Genomic DNA, 20176 nt, shown 5'->3' with positions numbered 1-20176 from the left:
AGAGGATAAAATGGACCGGGAAACGGTTATGATCGTGGGCTTCATCGTCCTGTTTTTGATGATGGCCGTCCGCGTGCCGATTGCGATCGCCATGAGCCTTGTCGGGATTGGCGGTTTTGCCGCCGTCGTTGGCCCGACACAGGCGCTGCGCCTCGTATCACTGTCGCCTCTGTCGACGGCGACCACCTATCATCTGGGGATGATCCCCATGTTCATCCTGATGGGGTCTTTTGCGACCCGTTCCGGGATGAGCCATGAACTGTTCCGCGCGGCCGGTGCCTGGCTGGGACATCGGCGCGGCGGGCTGGCACTTGCGACCATTGCGTCCTGTGCGGGCTTTGCCGCCATCTCCGGCTCCTCCATCGCCACGGCAGCCACGCTGACCAAAGTGGCTTTGCCGGAGATGCGCCGGGTGGGATATTCCGACTCCGTCTCCTCCGGCGTCATCGCCGCAGGGGGCACGGTCGGAATTCTCATTCCACCCTCCATCGTGCTCGCGGTCTACGGCATCATCACCGAACAGGACATCGGCAAGCTCTTTATCGCCGGTCTCGTGCCGGGGATTCTGGCAGTCGCACTCTACATGCTGACCGTGACCTTCATCTCCTATATTCGACCGCAGGACATGCCCGTGGGCGAACGGCAGGGCTGGGGCGAGCGCTTCAGATCCCTGCGCGACGTCTGGGCCATTGCGCTTCTGTTTCTGCTGGTCGTCGGTGGTATCTACGCCGGTGTCGTGACGCCGACCGAAGCCGCCTCTCTCGGTGCGGTGGGTGCGCTGGCCATTGGCGTTCTGCGCCGTCGCCTGAGCTGGGCGGACATCAAATATTGTCTCGTCGACAGCCTGCGCATTTCGATCTCGATCTTCTTCGTCTTCATCGGCGCGCTGCTGTTTTCCTACTTCCTCGCCATCACCCGTGCGCCGCAGCAGGTGGCCGAATATCTCACCTCCCTGCCTCTGAGCCCGATGGGCATCATGGTTCTGATCCTGATCCTGTATCTCGCACTTGGCTGTGTGCTGGACTCTATGGCGATGGTGGTTTTGACTGTGCCGATCCTCTTTCCGGTGGTCACCAGCCTTGGCTTCGATCCGATCTGGTTCGGGGTCATGGTGGTCATGGCAATCGAATTGGGCCTGATTACGCCACCCATCGGGATGAACGTCTTCGTCATCAATTCGGTGGAACGCAACATCGGGCTGACGACGATCTACAAAGGCCTCCTGCCCTTCATCGCCATCGACATCGTGCGGATCGGACTGTTGCTCCTGTTCCCCGCGATTGCGCTGTTCCTGCCGAACATGATGTGAGGGACCATGACCGAAAATCCTGAAATCGGCCAGACGATCACAGTGGACGGCATCGCCACCAATTACCACGACATGGGGGAGGCGACGGAGGGCACTACGCCGGTGCTCTTCATCCATGGCTCCGGGGCCGGGCGTGTCGGCCTGGGCCAACTGGCGGCTCAACATGCCGGTGCTGGCGCAACGCGGGTTTCGCTGTCTCGCGCCGGACATGATGGGATTTGGCTATACGGACGCGCCGGAGGGGCTGAACTTCAGTCTCGACGGTTGGGTCGACCACCTATCGGGTTTCACCACCGCCCTCGGGCTGGAGAAATTCTCCATCGTCGGCAATTCCTTTGGCGGCGCCCTCGCGCTCGCCTATGCCATCCGTCACCCGAAGCAGATCGAAAAGATCGTGCTTATGGGGGCAGTCGGTGTCGACTTTCCCATCACAAAAGGACTCGATCTTGTTTGGGGCTATGAAGCAAGCATCGAGAACATGCGCGAACTTCTGGGCGTCTTTGCCTATGATACCAGTTTCGTAAACGACGATCTCGCCGAAATGCGCCACCGCGCGACGTTGCGCGAGGGCGTGATGGAAAAGTTCTCCGCCATGTTCCCCGCCCCGAGGCAAGAGAGCGTGCGCATGATGGCCTCCTCCGAGGACGCCATCGCCCGGATCGAGGCACCTGCGCTCATCGTGCACGGGCGGGAGGACCAGGTCATTCCCGTAGAGAATTCGAGACGCTTCTTCGAACTCATGCCCAATTCGGAGCTGCATCTGTTTCGCAACTGCGGGCATTGGACCCAGATCGAGAAAACCGACCGGTTCAACGATCTTCTGAGCGCGTTCTTGCGCTGAAGACCGAGAATGTGCGGCGCTGTTTACGTCGGCAGCCCCGACACACCCGGTTATGAGCCAGACGCGTATCAGGCGTTAAGCGATTGATCCCAGTGATCACCTTTAGACTGACCGGGCGAATTTTGTTTTCTTCGAACTGGTTGCGGGGTCGAAAAAGAGTGCAATTTTACCAAGCCGCACCTGTTCAAATTCAACACCGACATCCTGCCATACAATCGTATCACCGCGACGGGTGATGGGGTCGTTAAAGAGAGGGGATCGCAAGAAATCGGTGCGAGCCGGATCGAAACTCTCGAAATCAGACTTCGAGGCGCCTTTAGGTCTCTGCGTGTGTGCACGGATCGGTTGACGCTGCGGGGATCAGAAAGCCGAATGTTGCGCCTTGTCCTTGCTCCGAATTGCACCAGATCGTACCGCCATGGCGTGAAATAATTTTCCGGCAGGTGGCAAGTCCGAGCCCGGTCCCACTCAATTCGCGCGTGCCCGGGCCACGCTTGAACGGTTCGAAGATGCGGTCGAGCTGGTCTTTCGGAACGCCCATCCCCTTGTCGACCACTTCGAAAGCCAATTTCCCTCCGTCATCAAAGCGCGCGGAAATCCGAATATCCGGGTCCTTGTCGCCGCAGTATTTGATCGCATTCGCCACAAGATTTTGCAGAACCTGCACCAGCTGCGGAGGATGGCACAGGAAGGGAGCGTCGGTCTGCGAGAAATCCGTTTCCACCCTGGCGCGTGAGACTGCGATCTCATGGGCCAGAGCCAAAAGCGCCCGTTGGCAAAGATCGGACGCGGTGGCCTCGGACAGGGTCACATCGCGATCAAGGCGAACATGATCGGCAAGGCTCTGGATCATGTCCTGCATTTGAGTTGCGGACACTCGCAAGAGCCGCAGGGCATCGATCGCGGCCGCCATGTCGCCCGAGGTGATATCCTCTTCGATCTGTTCCGCCAAATAGGCGGCGGCACGGATCGGAGCCTTGAAATCATGGACCAGCACCTCGGAAAAAGTCGCAAGGTCGCGGCGCTGCTCATCTATGCGCCATTGCGCCTCGACCTGTGCGAGACCGTTGCGCATCATCCGTCTGATGGCACGTTCATTGATCGCATGTTTGGTGATGTAATCGGTTGCTCCGAATTTGATCGAGGTCTTGGCGAGATCCTCATCGCCCTGTCCGGTCATGAAGAAAATCGCAGCGCGTGGCCAATTGCTCTTGTATGTCTTGAGATGCCCAAGCCCCGTTTCGCCCGGCATAAGGTAATCCAGAAATATCGCATCAATCTCCGGAAGATTGAGCGCGAAACTTTCTTCGGTACAACAGGCCTCGTAAACCGTGGCATCGAAATTGCTTTTTGAAAGCAATCTCCTGATGAGTTTCCGATCACCTTCGTCATCATCGACGATAAGAACATTGATACGCTTCATGAAACTACTCTAACGCTGGAAATTCTGGCAATTCGACGACGCATAAATATTGGACGAGCAGGTCAGCCACGCGCCTCAGGTTGTCGCCCGCCCGGTCTTTCAAAATATATCCGGCGATGTTTTCCTTGTAGGCTGCGATTTTGTCCCGCGCATCGTCGGAGGTCGACATGACGAAGACGATGGCAGAGTCGAGCAATCCGTCTCGCCTGAGTTCCCGGATACATTCCAGACCGTTCATTCTTGGCATGTTGATATCCACCAACATGATACATCTCCTGGAAGGCAGATCGCTCTGGCTCCGCAACAACGCCAGCGCCTCGACCCCATCCGTCACCCGAACAATCTGCGGCACAGACTCGGCCTTGGCGAAGGCGCGTGTAATCGCTTTCGCATCTCCATCGTCATCCTCGACAAGGAGAATGTACGGCACATCCGAATTTCGAGGTTTCCTGTCTGGGGTCATGAGGCGTATTTTCTCTTCTCTTGGGCATTGTATGCCGTTTTGGGCCAAAGCACCTGAAAGGTTGTGCCCCGCCCGCCATCGGAGATCAGGTGGATACGGCCGCCAACCACATCGACATGTTTGCGCACCATCGCGAGTCCCATGCCGCTGGCTTCGACCTGATCCCTGGGCTTGAGCGTCTGGAACATTTCGAAGACTTTCTTGTGATATTTCTCCGGGATGCCCGGCCCGTCATCGGTGACACGAAACTCATACGCATCGCCTCGGTCGAAGACATCGACATCGATCCGTCCCATGGCGAGGTCATGATGTTTGATGGCATTGCCGATCAGGTTCAAAAGCACGGTCTGCAAAGGCATCCGCAGCACTTCGATTTCGGAAAAAGCCTGCGAGATGTTCAGTGTAAAATCCTTGGGCAGGTCCAGAAGGTCGGCAATGCCGTCCATCAGCCAATCGCCACGTATCCAATCCGTTTCCGACGCAACCCGTCCGATCCGGGAATGTTCGAGCAAATCATCGAGCAGATGTTCCATGCGATGAACGCGGTTGCGCAACAGCTCCATGCTTTCGCGCGTATCTTCCGTCAGATGATCTTCGAGATCCTCCTCCAGCCACCGTGATGCATTGTCTATGACGCGCAGAGGGGCCCGCAAATCATGTGAGGCCACATAGGCGAATTGGTCCAGCTCCTCGTTCGAACGTTCCAGAGCCTCGATCAGATCCCGGACCTGCGCTTCTGCGGCTTTTTTTGCGGTGATATCGCGTACGAGGCCGATCAAATGCTGACTGTCGGGATAGTTCACCGCGCTGATCGAAATCTCCAGATGGACCGAGCTGCCATCCTTACACAGCCCGATAATTTCGCGATCAACGCCAATTTGTCGGCTCGATTTTCCGAATTCCTCGATATGGATATGGTGGTCCTGAGCGACATCCGGTGGCATCAGAAGGCCGATATTCCGCCCGACGATTTCATCTTGAGAATACCCGAATATTTCTTCTGCGGCGGTGTTGAATTCTTCGACCGTTCCGCTTTTGTCAATCACGATCACGGCATTGCCGACCGCCGAAAACATCGCCCGCACACGCAGAGTTTCGCGCAACAGATTGTTCGACATGGCGCTGAAAGCCTGGGCCAGTTCGACGACTTCCGCATCCGGGCTGGTAAAGAATTCGATCGGTTGCGAGGCATCCGACCGAGAGGTGACAAGTTGGTGCAGCTTGCTCAGAGGACGCGTCAGGTGATTGCCGACCACCAGCGCCAAAGAGAAGGACAGCGCGATGAGGAGAAGCGAAAGCAAAACGTCCTTGTCCAAGCGCCTGCGAACCTCGGCGAAAAGATCGCTCTTGCTCTTCTCGGTGACCAGGTAGAGGGCAAAGGGCTGGCTCACGGAGGCGGCTTCGACCTGATGGATATAGACCGCCATATCACCGACAATCAGGGGCTGGCCGCGCTTGTCCGGTTGCGTCAGAAGATTAAAAAAATTGCGCGACTGCCAATCTGGATCGGAATGAAATACCAGTTCCGGGGGAGAAGCATCGGGGCCAAAGCTCATGTAGTCGAGCGCACTCGTGATCGCCGTCGCCCGGATACCCTCAACGATTTTTGGAGCCGCTTGTCGCAACAGACTTTCAAAATCGGCGTTGATGACAATCGCTCCGAAAACATCACCAACGCCATTCTGGACCGGATGAACGATGCGGATCATGGCTGGCCCTTCCACTTTTCCATGCTCCCTGTTCAAGGTAACCTCTGAAAAATAGGGGAACGTCACATTATGGAGTTTCACCGGAGCCAGATAGGGTTCAGCCCCCTTTTGTTGCAGATCGCCTACCGCGATCCTCTGCTCTCCCTCTAACGTGCGGTTCACCCGTACGATTTCTCGCCAGTTGTCGTCGCGCCCGATGAAGCGCAGCTGATAGTAATGTGGGCGTGTCACCATGAGCCCCGAGAAGATCGTCTCCAGTCGGTTCCGCCATTGCATCAGGCTAGAGCCATCCTCCGGGTCGATGCCGGAGACATCGGCACTGGCGCGGACGATGCCCAGAACCGGCGGGATCTTGGCCAAAAGCGCGGCATCCTCAGTCATATCGCTGAGCGTACCATTCAGGCTCTCGGCGTAAATTTGCGCCATCGCATCGAGTTGGGTCAGCGCGATCTGCTCTTCCCGCGCACGCGTTGAGACATAATGCACCACCGACAAAGACACCACCGAGACCAGGGTGACAATGACGACCAGCGAGATCAGTTTGACACGGGGTGTCATCCTCGGCAGTCGAGTGAACCTGTGAGCTGTGCGTTCCAAATCGTACACCTGCTAGCCGTTCTGGACCCGTCCCCGCTCCGAGGCCGCAGAGCGGTATTCGAGCAGAGAGTCGATTTCGTCGAGAAATCCGTAAATGTCTGTGAATGACCGTTCCAGCGTCGTCAGATTGTCGGAGACATGCTGGGTCATGTCGGGCGTATTCCTCAGTCCCCGAACATAACGCAGGGTCCCCGCAAGCGCCGACCGCATTTCCGGACCGCAAGTGTTGGCGATACGCTTCATCGACATCCGGATCGCCGCGCGAGACGTCTGCGACTGACCGATCGCAGCGATCAAAACGTGGCGCTCGAACGCCGAAGAGACAGCCTTTCGCAAGGAATCAGGGCTTAGCTCTTCTTTGGTGATGTAGTCAGCGCAGCCATTGCGCATCGCTTCGACCGCAATGTCGTGACGATCGACACTTGTCACCATGATCGGAATGGCATGGGTCTGATCTTCATGCTGCGTCAGAATTTTGAGCGCATCCAGACCGGTATCCATGTCGAGATAGTAGTCGAGAAACACCAAATCCACACTCTGTTCATCAAGTATTTCTCGGAACCCTTTCAGATCAGAGGCTTCCAACGCCTTGAATTTCAAACCGGATTTTGCACAATTTCGCATGAGACGCATGCGATCTGCGTCCTGATCGTCCAGAAAGAGGACGTTCAGCAAGTGATCGGGGACAGCGCCGACATCTTTGCTTGGCTCAATTTGTTTCGCAATCTCATTCATTCCCGCTCCACTCCTATTGGATCGACGGATCAATGGTGAACGGGAAACGCAGTTGCTTCTGACTGCCTATACGCTTGAAACCGCCCCCAGCCTCAGAGCTGACAGCTTCAGGCAGGCTCGATTGAGCCCCCCTGACGATTATTCCTGTTCACACCTTGTACGTTTCTTCCTCATGAAGCCGGGAAATGCGCTAAGAACCAGTTAAGAGCCCCGGAGATGCTTAAACCTTTCACTATTTTCCAGAAATCGAATGCCCGAGCAGCTGCGGCGTCAGTTCGACAACGCTGACGTTGTAGGGAGGAAACGGGGATGTTCGGAACGGTTTGTACTCTTTGGGGAATGTGTAGCGCGGAGTTACAACGCCAAAAGCGCCCGTTGGGGCGCTATAGTGTTGTATATATGCGATATATTTGGTTGCGGGAGTAGGATTTGAACCTACGACGTTCAGGTTATGAGCCTGACGAGGTTCAGACGTTAAGCGATTGATCCTTGGGATCAATAGTCGTCTGGACGGGCATGTTTGGATTTATTCGACCTTGGTTGCGGGAGCAGGATTTGAACCTGCGACCTTCAGGTTATGAGCCTGACGAGCTACCGGGCTGCTCCATCCCGCGTCAGGGTCGAATAGGTGTGAAGCATCGTAAGAGAGATTTATAAGCTGATTATTAGGTTTGGCGGTGACCTACTCTCCCACGTCTTAAGACGCAGTACCATTGGCGCAATCGTGCTTAACTGCCGAGTTCGGGAAGGGATCGGGTGTTTCACTGACGCTGTGACCACCAAACCGAATAATGAGCTTATGTCCAAGTCAAGTAAGTTTTGTGTATGCTTTTGATTTCGTTTGAGTAAGAGCAGTTTTGCTTTTACTGGATCAAATCAAGCCTATCGGGCAATTAGTACTGGTCAACTGAATGCATTGCTGCACTTACATCTCCAGCCTATCGACGTGGTGGTCTTCCACGGCCCTCAGGGATACCTTGTTTTGAGGGGGGCTTCCCGCTTAGATGCCTTCAGCGGTTATCCTTTCCGATCATAGCTACCCTGCACTACCGTTGGCACGATAACAGGTCCACCAGTGGATCGTTCACCCCGGTCCTCTCGTACTAGGGGCAACTCCTCTCAAGTATCCTACACCCACGGCAGATAGGGACCGAACTGTCTCACGACGTTCTAAACCCAGCTCACGTACCTCTTTAAATGGCGAACAGCCATACCCTTGGGACCTGCTCCAGCCCCAGGATGAGATGAGCCGACATCGAGGTGCCAAACACTGCCGTCGATATGGACTCTTGGGCAGTATCAGCCTGTTATCCCCGGCGTACCTTTTATCCGTTGAGCGATGGCCCTTCCACTCGGGACCACCGGATCACTATGGCCGACTTTCGTCTCTGCTCGACTTGTCAGTCTTGCAGTCAGGCTGGCTTCTGCCATTGCACTCAACGAGCGATTTCCGACCGCTCTGAGCCAACCTTCGCGCGCCTCCGTTACTCTTTGGGAGGCGACCGCCCCAGTCAAACTACCCGCCACACAGGGTCCCGGGCCCAGATAATGGGTCGCGGTTAGACATCAAGCAGAACAAGGGTGGTATCTCAAGGAAGGCTCCACAGGGACTGGCGTCCCTGCTTCAAAGCCTACCACCTATCCTGCACATGTTGTGCCTGATGCCAGTGTGAAGCTGTAGTAAAGGTGCACGGGGTCTTTCCGTCTAACCGCGGGAAGCCTGCATCTTGACAGGCAATTCAATTTCGCTGAGTCGATGTTGGAGACAGCGGGGAAGTCGTTACGCCATTCGTGCAGGTCGGAACTTACCCGACAAGGAATTTCGCTACCTTAGGACCGTTATAGTTACGGCCGCCGTTTACCTGGGCTTCAATTCAGAGCTTGCACCCCTCCTTTTAACCTTCAGGCACCGGGCAGGCGTCAGACCCTATACGTCGTCTTGCGACTTCGCAGAGCCCTGTGTTTTTAGTAAACAGTCGCCACCCCCTGGTTTGTGCCCCCAGCCAATACTTGCGTAGAAACTGGGCCTCCTTCTCGCGAACTTACGGAGGTATTTTGCCGAGTTCCTTCAACATCGTTCTCTCAAGCGCCTTGGTATTCTCTACCAGTCCACCTGTGTCGGTTTAGGGTACGATCTAATGAGAGGCTATTTCCAGGGACCGCTCAGCCGCCCATTCAATCCGATAAGGATGAACGACCTTTGCGATCCGTCACTTCTCTCTGGCCCAGGAATATTAACCTGGTTCCCATCGACTACGCCTTTCGGCCTCGCCTTAGGGGTCGGCTTACCCTGCTCAGATTAGCTTTAAGCAGGAACCCTTGGACTTTCGGCGACAGGGTCTCTCACCCTGTTTGTCGCTACTCATGTCATCATTCTCACTGGTGATCTCTCCACGGGATCGCTCACGCGCCCGCTTCACAGAAAGCTTCGAGCCTCCAATGAACTGTCTTCGAAGAAGATCAGTACTAAGGAGGCATGAAGCTATATCACACCACGCTCTGCTACCATGCCTTACGGCATCCTCGGCTTCGGCTCATGGCTTGAGCCCCGTTACATCTTCGCCGCAGGACAACTTATCTAGACCAGTGAGCTGTTACGCTATCTTTAAAGGATGGCTGCTTCTAAGCCAACCTCCTGGTTGTTTTGGTCGTCCCACCTGCTTTCCCACTTAGCCATGAATTAGGGGCCTTAGCCGGAGGTCAGGGTTGTTTCCCTCTTCACTACGGGCGTTAGCACCCGCAGTGTGTCTGCCATCTAGTACTCCCGGGTATTCGGAGTTTGGTTAGGATCAGTAAGCCTGTGGGGCCCCATTACCCATCCAGTGCTCTACCCCCCGGGGTATTCGGATGACGCTCTACCTAAATAGATTTCGCAGAGAACCAGCTATCTCCGAGTTTGATTGGCCTTTCACCCCTAGGCACAACTCATCCCGACCTTTTTCAACAGGTGTGGGTTCGGACCTCCAGTAAGTGTTACCTTACCTTCATCCTGGTCATGCCTAGATCACTCGGTTTCGGGTCTGATCCCACGAACTCATGCGCCCTATTAAGACTCGCTTTCGCTGCGCCTACACCTAACGGCTTAAGCTTGCTCGTAAGACCAAGTCGATGACCCATTATACAAAAGGTACGCCGTCAGGACTCGAGGTCCCTCCGACTGCTTGTAGGCGTCCGGTTTCAGAAACTGTTTCACTCCCCTCGTCGGGGTGCTTTTCACCTTTCCCTCACGGTACTGGTTCGCTATCGGTCAGTAAGGAGTACTTAGCCTTCGGGGGTGGTCCCCCGATCTTCAGACAGAATTTCACGTGTTCCGCCCTACTTAATACGTCACTCAAAGCTTCCTGTACGGGGCTGTCACCCGCTATGGCCAGACTTTCCAATCTGTTCCAGTCACTCATCGTGCTCGGCTGGTTCCCGTTCGCTCGCCGCTACTAGGGAAGTCTCTATTGATGTCCTTTCCTCCGGGTACTTAGATGTTTCAGTTCCCCGGGTTTGCTCTTAAAACCCTATGTGTTCAGGTTAAAAGTACCTGTTTCAGCAAGATATAAGCAGCCTAAGCTATTATATCGAACTGTCAGGTGGGTTCCCCCATTCGGAAATCCATGGATCAAAGCCTATTCTCGGCTCCCCATAGCTTATCGCAGAGTATCACGTCCTTCATCGCCTCTTACTGCCAAGGCATCCACCAAACGCCCTTCTCGCGCTTGATTTGATCCAGAAAGAGCAAAACTTACGTCTTACGAGAGCTGCAGCTGGTAAGAGCAACTCTATACTTTCAGGACCAAAAGCATACTTTCCCGCTTCCGATCTTGTATGGGATCGGAAACGCGCTGCAATTCCGTAGAACCGCAACTTGGTTAGTTTACTTGACTTGGGCAACATCATCTTTTCAGCCGCGATACGCACTGAGACCGGGAATGTGGTCTGTCATGCGCCTTCCTTGCGGAAGCGACCGAGATCAACCCTCACTTGGGCGATCAACGATGTTGCATTTAATCTCTCTATACGATGTCAATTGTCGTCTAAGATTAGACGAGCAAACACTGATCTCAGTGCTTGCTGATGTAATCTTAGTGGTAATGGTGGAGCCTATCGGGATCGAACCGATGACCCTCTGCTTGCAAAGCAGATGCTCTCCCAGCTGAGCTAAGGCCCCATACTCGCTGTTTCAGCGAATTAGTGGTGGGTCGAGGAGGACTTGAACCTCCGACCTCACGCTTATCAGGCGTGCGCTCTAACCACCTGAGCTACCGACCCAAGTCCAGACCGGTAGGTCTGTGATACTTTACGAAGAGATATGAGGACGGCCTGGCCGAGTTTGATCAACTATTGTTGATCTATGCTACTATGTAGCTGCTAAGTGTTTCACGTCGAGAGAAAGTAAACTTTCTCGGGAGCTAGAAACATCCTTAGAAAGGAGGTGATCCAGCCGCAGGTTCCCCTACGGCTACCTTGTTACGACTTCACCCCAGTCGCTGAGCCTACCGTGGTCCGCTGCCCCTCCGAAGAGTTAGCGCACGGCCGTCGGGTAGACCCAACTCCCATGGTGTGACGGGCGGTGTGTACAAGGCCCGGGAACGTATTCACCGCGTCATGCTGTTACGCGATTACTAGCGATTCCGACTTCATGGGGACGAGTTGCAGACCCCAATCCGAACTGAGACATCTTTTGGAGATTAACTCACTGTAGATGCCATTGTAGCACGTGTGTAGCCCAACCCGTAAGGGCCATGAGGACTTGACGTCATCCACACCTTCCTCCCGCTTATCACGGGCAGTTTCCCTAGAGTCCCCGGCCAAACCGCTGGTAACTAAGGATGTGGGTTGCGCTCGTTGCCGGACTTAACCGAACATCTCACGACACGAGCTGACGACAGCCATGCAGCACCTGTCACTGATCCAGCCGAACTGAAGGAAAAGATCTCTCTAATCCGCGATCAGGATGTCAAGGGTTGGTAAGGTTCTGCGCGTTGCTTCGAATTAAACCACATGCTCCACCGCTTGTGCGGGCCCCCGTCAATTCCTTTGAGTTTTAATCTTGCGACCGTACTCCCCAGGCGGAATGCTTAATCCGTTAGGTGTGTCACCGACAAGTATACTTGCCGACGACTGGCATTCATCGTTTACGGTGTGGACTACCAGGGTATCTAATCCTGTTTGCTCCCCACACTTTCGCACCTCAGCGTCAGTATCGAGCCAGTGAGCCGCCTTCGCCACTGGTGTTCCTCCGAATATCTACGAATTTCACCTCTACACTCGGAATTCCACTCACCTCTCTCGAACTCAAGACATCCAGTATCAAAGGCCGTTCCGGGGTTGAGCCCCGGGATTTCACCTCTGACTTAAATATCCGCCTACGCGCGCTTTACGCCCAGTAATTCCGAACAACGCTAACCCCCTCCGTATTACCGCGGCTGCTGGCACGGAGTTAGCCGGGGTTTCTTTACCTGCTACCGTCATTATCTTCACAGGCGAAAGAGCTTTACGACCCTAAGGCCTTCATCACTCACGCGGCATGGCTAGATCAGGGTTGCCCCCATTGTCTAAGATTCCCCACTGCTGCCTCCCGTAGGAGTCTGGGCCGTGTCTCAGTCCCAGTGTTGCTGATCATCCTCTCAAACCAGCTATAGATCGTAGGCTTGGTAGGCCATTACCCCACCAACTACCTAATCTAACGCGGGCCGATCCCTTGCCGATAAATCTTTCCCCCGAAGGGCGTATACGGTATTAAACCCAGTTTCCCGGGACTATTCCGTAGCAAAGGGTACGTTCCCACGCGTTACTAACCCGTCCGCCACTAAGCCCGAAGGCTTCGTTCGACTTGCATGTGTTAGGCCTGCCGCCAGCGTTCGTTCTGAGCCAGGATCAAACTCTCAAGTTGAAAGCATATTACTATGCTAACCTTGACGTCGAACCTCTGCACATCACTCCTGAAACCGGCTAAGGTTCCAGGAAACTGTTTCTCGTGCTTGGTACCAAAAGATACCGAAAGCCGACAAACAGTGAAGCTGACACTCTATCATCGAACCTGAGTTCTAAGAGTGCGATATACAGACGTTCTTGTCGTTAAGACCAAACCGCCCACATATCTCTTCGTTCATCTATCAATTTCAAAGAGCCAGAGACAAAAACCAGACCAGTGCGCCCTAACTTACGGCGCGCCCGCCCAGATCTGCCTCAAATTTTCTGCCTCGCTTCCCGTCCAAGAAACCCTTCCGAGCATCCCGGCCAGTCCGTCTGGCGCCCCGTGCCGCGCTGTCTGCGCCGCCGGTGAAGGGGGTTCTAAGGCGAGTGCTCAGAACCCGCAAGCGCTTTTTGAAAGAAAAATGACGAATGTCTGCATTTTTCACTCAAGCCACTGATTTAAAATGTTTTATTTCGTTGAGTTTTTTAGCAACCAGCGATTTCCCCGCATTGCCTGCCCCAATCAGGACGCCTGCCGCGAAACGAAAACCCCTTATCCACACAGGCCAACGCAACATTTGGTATCGATACCGCAAAACCACACAAATCGACGGTGAATCGCCCCGGAATCGTTCGTGACTCGGAGGCGAGTCACGCAAGTCACAGACGTGACTGCTGAGGAATCGCAACGCGTGTCCGTTTGCGTGCTACGGAAGGCAGGCGAAGCAGCAAGAGAACTGCGATACCGCCTAGGTAAAGCATCGGCTCCAATTGCCAGCCTTTGCGCAGCATGACGAAATGCACCCCGCCAAGGATCACCGCCGGATAGACCAGCCAGTGCAGTCGCCGCCAATTACGCCCGAGTTTGCGGATCGCCGCATTATAGGAGGTCGCGGCCAGAGGGATCATCAGAACGAAGCCCAACATGCCGATGGTGATATAGGGACGCTTGTAGATGTCGGCGATGATCTGGGACGGGATCTGCACATCGAGCGCGATCCAGACCAACAGATGTAAAACGATGTAGAAGAAGGCGATCAGCCCCAGCGCCCGGCGGAACTTCAGAAGGTTCAGCCCGGCATAGCGACGCAAGGGCGAGATACAGAGCGAGGCAATCAGGACCTGAAGCCCCAAAAGCCCGATCTTGTGCTCCATCGCCTTGACCGGATCGACGCCAAGCTGCCCGCTCACCCCGGCATAGAAATACCACGCAGGCGGGATCAGCGCGCCGAGATAAAGCGGCCAAGTCGGGATGCGGCGGGCAAAGCGATTGAGGCGATCCATCAATATTCCTTGCTCAGGTCCATGCCCTTGTAGAGCGCGCCGACCTGATCCTCGTAGCCGTTGAATTTCACCGTAGCCATGCGGGAGGCGAAAACGCCGCCGCCAATGCGCCGTTCGGTGGCTTGCGACCAGCGGGGGTGGCTGACCTCCGGGTTCACGTTGGAATAGAAACCATACTCGCGATGGTTCGCGGCCTTCCATGTATTCACGGGCTGCTCGCCGGTCAGGGTGATCTTGACCACCGACTTGATCGACTTGAACCCGTATTTCCACGGCACCACCAGACGCAGCGGCGCGCCGTTCTGGTTCGGCAACTCCTGACCGTAAAGCCCGGTCGCCATGATCGTCAGCGGATGCATCGCCTCGTCGAGCCGCAGCCCCTCGACATAGGGCCAGTCGAGAATCGGCCGCCGCTGCCCCGGCATTTCCTCCGGACGATACAGGGTTTCGAAACGGACATATTTGGCGGAGGGCGTAACGCCCGCCAGATTGAGAAGCTGATTCAGCTCGAAGCCGTTCCACGGGATGACCATCGACCAGGCTTCGACACAACGGAACCGATAGATGCGCTCGTCAATGTCCACCTTCGAAAGAATATCGCCCAGACCATAAGAGCCCGGACGCTCCACCATGCCGTCGATCTCCACCGACCAGGGATCGGTGGTCAGACTTCCGGCATAGCGGGCCGGATCGTCCTTGCCGGTGCCGAATTCATAGAAATTGTTGTAGTTGGCGATCTCTTCGAAGGTGTTCGGCGTCTCCGTGGTATCGAACCCCTTGATCTCGAACTCCGGCATATCTTGCGCCCGGACGCCAGTGGCGGCCAGCACCCCCGCGCCCGCCATGCCCGCCATCACAGCGCGACGATTGAGATAGGCACGCTCCGGCGTGACCTCGGAATATGGCAGATTGAATTGACGTGTCATGGGTCCCTCCCGATCTGATTTCCTCAAAGGTAAACCGGGCGGGACCATGCTCAAACCAAACTTATCTCACAGATGCGTTGGCCTTTTGTAACTTTCACCCGCGTATTGGTCATGGTGATAGCTCGGCACAAGCCGGTCGAGCGGCACGGAGGTGCCGTCCGCCTGCACGATCCGCACATGGCGCCGACGCATCTGGCGCGGCTCCAGCACGCCGACCGAGTGGGCGATCATCTCAAGCTCATGGATCGTCGCCTGCGCATAGGCCGCGACTTTTTTGTACTTGTCCTGCACCACGAGACCGCGTTGCAGATGCGGATCGTGAGTGGTGATGCCGGTCGGGCAGGTGTTCTTGTTGCATTTGAGCGCCTGAATACAGCCGAGCGAGAACATGAAGCCCCGCGCGGAACAGACGAAATCCGCCCCGGCACAAATCGCCCAGGCGACATCCGCCGGGTTCACCAGCTTGCCCGCCGCAACGATGCGGATGCGGTCATGCAGCCCATATTTGTCGCGCAGGTCGACAATCCGAATGAGCGCTTCCTTGATCGGCATACCCACGAGATCGATGAGCGGCATCGGTGCGGCACCCGTCCCGCCCTCGCCACCGTCGATGGTGATGAAATCCGGCGCGCTTTCCTCGCCCCGCTCTTTGATCAGGGCAAAGAACTCTTCCCACGGGCGCGACGAACCGACCACGAATTTGAACCCGACCGGTTTGCCCGTCACGTCGCGGATGTGATTGATGAAATCCAAGAGGTCGTTGAAATCGTCCACCTCCCGGTGCCGGTTCGGGGAAATCCCGTCTTCGCCCGGACGCAGACCGCGAATGGCGGCGATCTCCGGCGTGATCTTGGCGGCGGGCAGGATGCCGCCCTTGCCGGGCTTCGCACCTTGGGAAAGCTTGATCTCGAACATCCGCACTTTCTCATGCGCCGCCATGGCGCGCAGCTTGTCATCGTCGAGATTGCCATCATCATCCCGGATGCCGTATTTCGCCGTGCCGATCTGATAGACAAGGTCCGCCCCGCCTTCGAGGTGGAAGGGCGACAGCCCGCCTTCGCCCGTGTTGAGCCAGATCCCCGCTTTCTTCGCCCCTTTGGAAAGCGCCAGAACCGCAGGCTTGGAAATCGCGCCATATGACATGCCGGAAATGTTGAAGATCGACTTTGCCGTATACGGCACCCGGCAATATTGTCCGATCACCATCGGTTCGGTCACCGCAAACTGATCGTCGAGCGGCGGGAAGGCGGCGTTCATGAAAATCGGTGTGCCGGGGATGGAGAGCGAGCGGGTGGACCCGAAGGCCACCGTGTTGCCCTTGCCATCGGAAGCCCGGTAAATCCAGTCGCGCTGTGCCCGGTTGAAAGGCATTTCTTCGCGATCCATGGCAAAGAAATACTGCCGGAAGAATTCGCCCAAGCTGGAGAACCAGTGCCGGAAATGCCCGATCACCGGGTAGTTGCGCAGGATCGCATCCCGCGTCTGCCTTTTGTCGAGGACGTAAAGCGCGAAGGCAACAAAGACCATCACCCCGATCACAACCACAAACACCAGCGCCAGAACCTGAAGCGCCATCATCGTCCAATGCCAGAAGGTCATCACCTTATCCCTTTGCATTCCGTTTGGCCCGACCCTGACAGAAGACACACAGAAGACAACCGCAAACCGGGTCGTGTTAGCGCTAAAAAATTTAGCTGCGGTGCGGCGTGACAGGATCACGTTCCTGTGCCTCACTCGACGCATAAAAAGGGAGGAATATATCTATGCACAAAGCACTGATCACCAGCGCGGTTCTCGCGCTTACAGCAGGAATGGCCATGGCGGACGGCATCACTCATAAAATTGCGTTTCATGTCGACGACAGCGACCTGCGTCTGATGAACATGGCGCTCAACAACGCCAACAATGCCCGGAATTATTTCCAGTCGATCGGCGACGATGTCGTGCTGGAAATCGTGGCTTATGGACCGGGGCTTCAGATGTTTCTGAAGGGTCAGAGCCCGGTGGCCGACCGGATCGAAATGATGGCGCTGGAATATCCGGACGTGACCTTTTCGGCCTGCGAGAACACCCTGCGCAACATGAGCAAAAATCTGGACCGGCCGCTGGAGCTTCTCGAAGAGGCGCAGATCGTCCCCTCTGGCGTCGCCCGTCTCGTCGAATTGCAGGAAGACGGCTACAGCTACATCAAGCCCTGATCCGGGCCCCCATGAAAAAGGCGGCCCCGAAAGGCCGCCTCATGTTCCTTACTGTGCCGTCGCTCAATGCACGACAGCATCTTCCGGCGCGGGCCTGTTCGACCCGACGGTGCGCTCGCCGATGATCAGGCCATCGACCCCGGCGGAAACCGGAATGACGTCGCCATCCTTGACATCGCCCGCCAGCAAAAGCTCGGCCAGCGGGTCTTGCAGCGCCCGTTGGATCACCCGTTTCAGCGGACGTGCGCCGAAGACCGGATCATAGCCTTCATCGGCCAGCCATTGTTTCGCGGCCTCGTCGATCGCCAGCGAAATGTTGCGTTTCGCCAGACGTTTTTCGAGCCGGGCAAGCTGGATCTCAACGATCCCGCCCATATCGCCGCGACCCAGACGGTCGAAGATGATCGTCTCGTCGAGACGGTTGAGGAACTCGGGGCGGAAATGCCCGCGCACTGCGGCCATCACGTCCTGTTTCGCAAGACCACTGTCGGCCCCTTCCGGCAACTGGCTCAGCGCCTGCGACCCAAGGTTCGAGGTCAGGATGATCAGCGTCTGTTTGAAGTCCACGGTGCGGCCCTGACCATCGGTCAGCACACCGTCATCTAGGACCTGCAACAGCACGTTGAACACATCCGGGTGGGCCTTTTCGACCTCATCGAACAGCACGACCTGATAGGGTCTGCGCCGCACGGCTTCGGTCAGAACGCCACCTTCGTCATAGCCGACATAGCCCGGAGGCGCACCGATCAGACGCGCGACCGCATGTTTCTCCATGAACTCGGACATGTCGATCCGCACCATCGCATTGTCGTCGTCAAACAGGAACTCGGCCACGGCTTTCGTCAGCTCGGTTTTCCCGACCCCGGTCGGCCCGAGGAAGAGGAAGGACCCCAGCGGACGGTTTTCGTCATTCAGCCCCGCCCGCGCCCGACGCACCGCATTGGACACCGCATGAACGGCGGCTTCCTGACCGATGACCCGTTTGTGCAGGCCATCTTCCATCCGCAAAAGTTTCTCCCGCTCGCCTTCGAGCATTTTCGACGTCGGAATCCCGGTCCAGCGTTCGACCACCTCGGCGATCTGTTCGGGGCGCACAGCCTCTTCGACCATGAGATCGCCCTCGGCTTCGATTTCGCCTGCTTCCGCGAGCTGTTTCTCAAGCTGCGGGATGATGCCGTAAGACAGCTCGCCCGCCTTCGCCAGATTGCCTTCGCGTTTGGCGATTTCCAAAGCGGCGCGGGCCTGATCGAGTTTCTCTTTCAGATCGCGCGTACCTTCGAGTTTCTGCCGCTCGGCTTCCCATTTCGCGGTCATCGCATCCGACTGGTCCATGAGATCCGCAAGCTCCTGTTCGAGCTTCGACAACCGATGTTTGGACGCCTCGTCATCCTCTTTCTTCAGAGCCTCGGCTTCGATCTGAAGCTGAAGGATCTGACGATCGAGCGCGTCGAGTTCCTCGGGTTTGCTGTCGACCTCCATCCGCAGACGCGATGCCGCCTCATCGACAAGGTCGATGGCCTTATCCGGCAGGAAGCGGTCCGTGATGTAGCGATGGCTCAAAGTGGCCGCCGCGACCAAGGCGCTGTCAGAAATCCGCACCCCGTGGTGCAGCTCGTATTTCTCCTTGATCCCGCGCAAGATGGAAATCGTGTCCTCGACCGTCGGTTCTTCGACCACAACAGGTTGGAACCGGCGGGCCAGAGCCGCGTCTTTCTCGACATATTTGCGGTACTCATCCAGCGTTGTGGCACCGACACAGTGCAGCTCGCCCCGCGCAAGCGCCGGTTTGATCAGGTTCGCCGCATCCATCGCGCCATCGGTTTTGCCCGCGCCCACAAGGGTGTGGATCTCGTCGATGAAGAGAATGATTTCGCCCGCGGCGGCCTCGATCTCTTTGAGGATGGATTTCAGACGTTCCTCGAACTCCCCGCGATATTTCGCACCGGCGATCAGCGCGCCCATATCGAGCGCCAACAATTTCTTGTTGCGCAGAGATTCCGGCACGTCGCCATTGACGATCCGAAGCGCAAGCCCCTCGGCAATCGCGGTTTTCCCCACGCCCGGCTCCCCGATCAGGATCGGGTTATTCTTGGTCCGGCGCGACAAAACCTGCATCGAACGGCGGATTTCTTCGTCGCGGCCAATGATCGGGTCAATCTTGCCTGCTTCGGCGGCCTCGGTCAGGTCACGGGCGTATTTCTTCAGCGCCTCATAGCCTTCCTCGGCAGAGGCAGTATCGGCCGTCCGGCCTTTGCGAATGTCATTGATCGCAGCGTTCAGTTTCTGCGCCGTCACGCCACCGGCATCGAGCGCGTCTTTCGCCCCCGAACGGGTGATCGCCAGCGCCGTCAAAAGCCGCTCGACCGGCACGAAACTGTCGCCTGCCTTCTTGGCAAGCTTTTCGGCCTCATCGAGAACCTTCGCGGTCTGCTGATCGAGATAGGTCTGACCGGCATCGCCGGAGACCTTCGTCAATTTGTTCACGGCGGCCTCATTGGCGGCCATGACGGCTTTCGCATCGCCCCCTGCCTTATTGATCAGGTTGGCGGCAAAGCCTTCTTCATCGTCAAGCAAAGCCTTCAAAAGATGCTCGGGTTTCAGGGCCTGATGGCTCTCCCGCATCGCAATCGTTTGCGCGGCCTGAAGGAACCCGCGCGACCTCTCGGTGAACTTCTCCATGTTCATACCGTCTCTCCTCTTCCAAGCGCCCCGGGTGAATTTCCGCGCCCGCTTGGCGGCACGCTTGAGGGTCGGGGCCTTCCACTCCTAAATGGGCATCGGCCCCTG

11 protein-coding genes, 3 tRNA genes and 3 rRNA genes are annotated in these 20176 nt (G+C 56.4%); 3 read left to right on the top strand and 14 right to left on the bottom strand.

The features are described from left to right. Window positions 1-10: 10 nt before the first annotated feature. Together V1471_RS16060 and V1471_RS16055 are read left to right on the top strand one after the other, a co-directional pair. Window positions 11-1309: a TRAP transporter large permease gene (locus V1471_RS16060; protein ID WP_434290025.1), complete on the top strand. Its 1299-nt coding sequence runs from the start codon at window positions 11-13 to the stop codon at window positions 1307-1309. Between the two features lie 115 nt (window positions 1310-1424). Next, window positions 1425-2150: an alpha/beta fold hydrolase gene (locus tag V1471_RS16055; RefSeq protein ID WP_434290024.1), complete on the top strand. Its 726-nt coding sequence runs from the start codon at window positions 1425-1427 to the stop codon at window positions 2148-2150. A 316-nt stretch (window positions 2151-2466) separates the two neighbouring features. Here V1471_RS16055 and V1471_RS16050 read toward each other — a convergent pair whose 3' ends face one another. The 13 genes from V1471_RS16050 to V1471_RS15990 all read right to left on the bottom strand — a co-directional run bounded on the left by V1471_RS16050 (window position 2467) and on the right by V1471_RS15990 (window position 16790). Beyond that, the gene (locus tag V1471_RS16050; protein ID WP_434290022.1) at window positions 2467-3573 is read right to left on the bottom strand and encodes a sensor histidine kinase; all 1107 of its coding nucleotides are present in this window, start codon (window positions 3571-3573) and stop codon (window positions 2467-2469) included. Window positions 3574-3577: 4 nt separating this feature from the next. After that, window positions 3578-4036 (bottom strand): response regulator, encoded by a 459-nt coding sequence (locus V1471_RS16045; RefSeq protein ID WP_434290020.1) that lies wholly within the window; start codon window positions 4034-4036, stop codon window positions 3578-3580. After that, entirely contained in the window at window positions 4033-6303 is a 2271-nt protein-coding gene (locus V1471_RS16040; RefSeq protein ID WP_434290019.1) for a sensor histidine kinase, read from the bottom strand. The genes V1471_RS16045 and V1471_RS16040 overlap by 4 nt, the downstream gene beginning before the upstream one ends. A gap of 51 nt (window positions 6304-6354) precedes the next feature. Then, window positions 6355-7077, bottom strand: coding sequence for a response regulator (locus V1471_RS16035; RefSeq protein ID WP_434290017.1), 723 nt, complete (start codon window positions 7075-7077; stop codon window positions 6355-6357). A 537-nt stretch (window positions 7078-7614) separates the two neighbouring features. Continuing rightward, window positions 7615-7691, bottom strand: a tRNA-Met gene (locus V1471_RS16030). A 55-nt stretch (window positions 7692-7746) separates the two neighbouring features. Next, a 5S ribosomal RNA gene (gene rrf, locus V1471_RS16025) occupies window positions 7747-7861 on the bottom strand. 88 nt (window positions 7862-7949) lie between these two features. Further along, window positions 7950-10787, bottom strand: a 23S ribosomal RNA gene (locus V1471_RS16020). 370 nt (window positions 10788-11157) lie between these two features. Beyond that, window positions 11158-11233, bottom strand: a tRNA-Ala gene (locus tag V1471_RS16015). A gap of 24 nt (window positions 11234-11257) precedes the next feature. After that, a tRNA-Ile gene (locus V1471_RS16010) sits at window positions 11258-11334 on the bottom strand. 156 nt (window positions 11335-11490) lie between these two features. Continuing rightward, a 16S ribosomal RNA gene (locus V1471_RS16005) occupies window positions 11491-12958 on the bottom strand. The 16S, 23S and 5S rRNA genes sit together here with 3 tRNA genes alongside, the layout of an rRNA operon. Before the next feature lie 683 nt (window positions 12959-13641). Continuing rightward, on the bottom strand, window positions 13642-14265 hold the full coding sequence (gene msrQ / locus V1471_RS16000; RefSeq protein ID WP_434290016.1) for a protein-methionine-sulfoxide reductase heme-binding subunit MsrQ: 624 nt from the start codon (window positions 14263-14265) through the stop codon (window positions 13642-13644). Next, the gene (msrP, locus tag V1471_RS15995) at window positions 14265-15191 is read right to left on the bottom strand and encodes a protein-methionine-sulfoxide reductase catalytic subunit MsrP (protein WP_434290015.1); all 927 of its coding nucleotides are present in this window, start codon (window positions 15189-15191) and stop codon (window positions 14265-14267) included. The genes msrQ and msrP overlap by 1 nt, the downstream gene beginning before the upstream one ends. Before the next feature lie 66 nt (window positions 15192-15257). Further along, window positions 15258-16790 carry an FMN-binding glutamate synthase family protein gene (locus V1471_RS15990; RefSeq protein WP_434290014.1) on the bottom strand — a complete coding sequence of 511 codons (1533 nt, stop codon included), beginning with the start codon at window positions 16788-16790 and terminating at the stop codon, window positions 15258-15260. A gap of 164 nt (window positions 16791-16954) precedes the next feature. On the opposite strand from V1471_RS15990, the gene V1471_RS15985 reads away from it, so the two are divergent. Further along, window positions 16955-17389 carry a DsrE family protein gene (locus V1471_RS15985; protein WP_434290012.1) on the top strand — a complete coding sequence of 145 codons (435 nt, stop codon included), beginning with the start codon at window positions 16955-16957 and terminating at the stop codon, window positions 17387-17389. Between the two features lie 63 nt (window positions 17390-17452). On the opposite strand, the gene clpB is transcribed toward V1471_RS15985, so the two are convergent. Further along, window positions 17453-20074, bottom strand: a complete 2622-nt coding sequence (gene clpB, locus V1471_RS15980; RefSeq protein WP_434290010.1) for an ATP-dependent chaperone ClpB — start codon at window positions 20072-20074, stop codon at window positions 17453-17455. Window positions 20075-20176: the final 102 nt, after the last annotated feature.

Origin of the sequence: Celeribacter sp. SCSIO 80788, from assembly GCF_051054295.1 — a bacterium.
Taxonomy (GTDB): domain Bacteria; phylum Pseudomonadota; class Alphaproteobacteria; order Rhodobacterales; family Rhodobacteraceae; genus Celeribacter.
The sequence above is the reverse complement of the archived record's forward strand: the minus strand, read 5'-3'. Positions and strand labels throughout refer to the sequence as shown.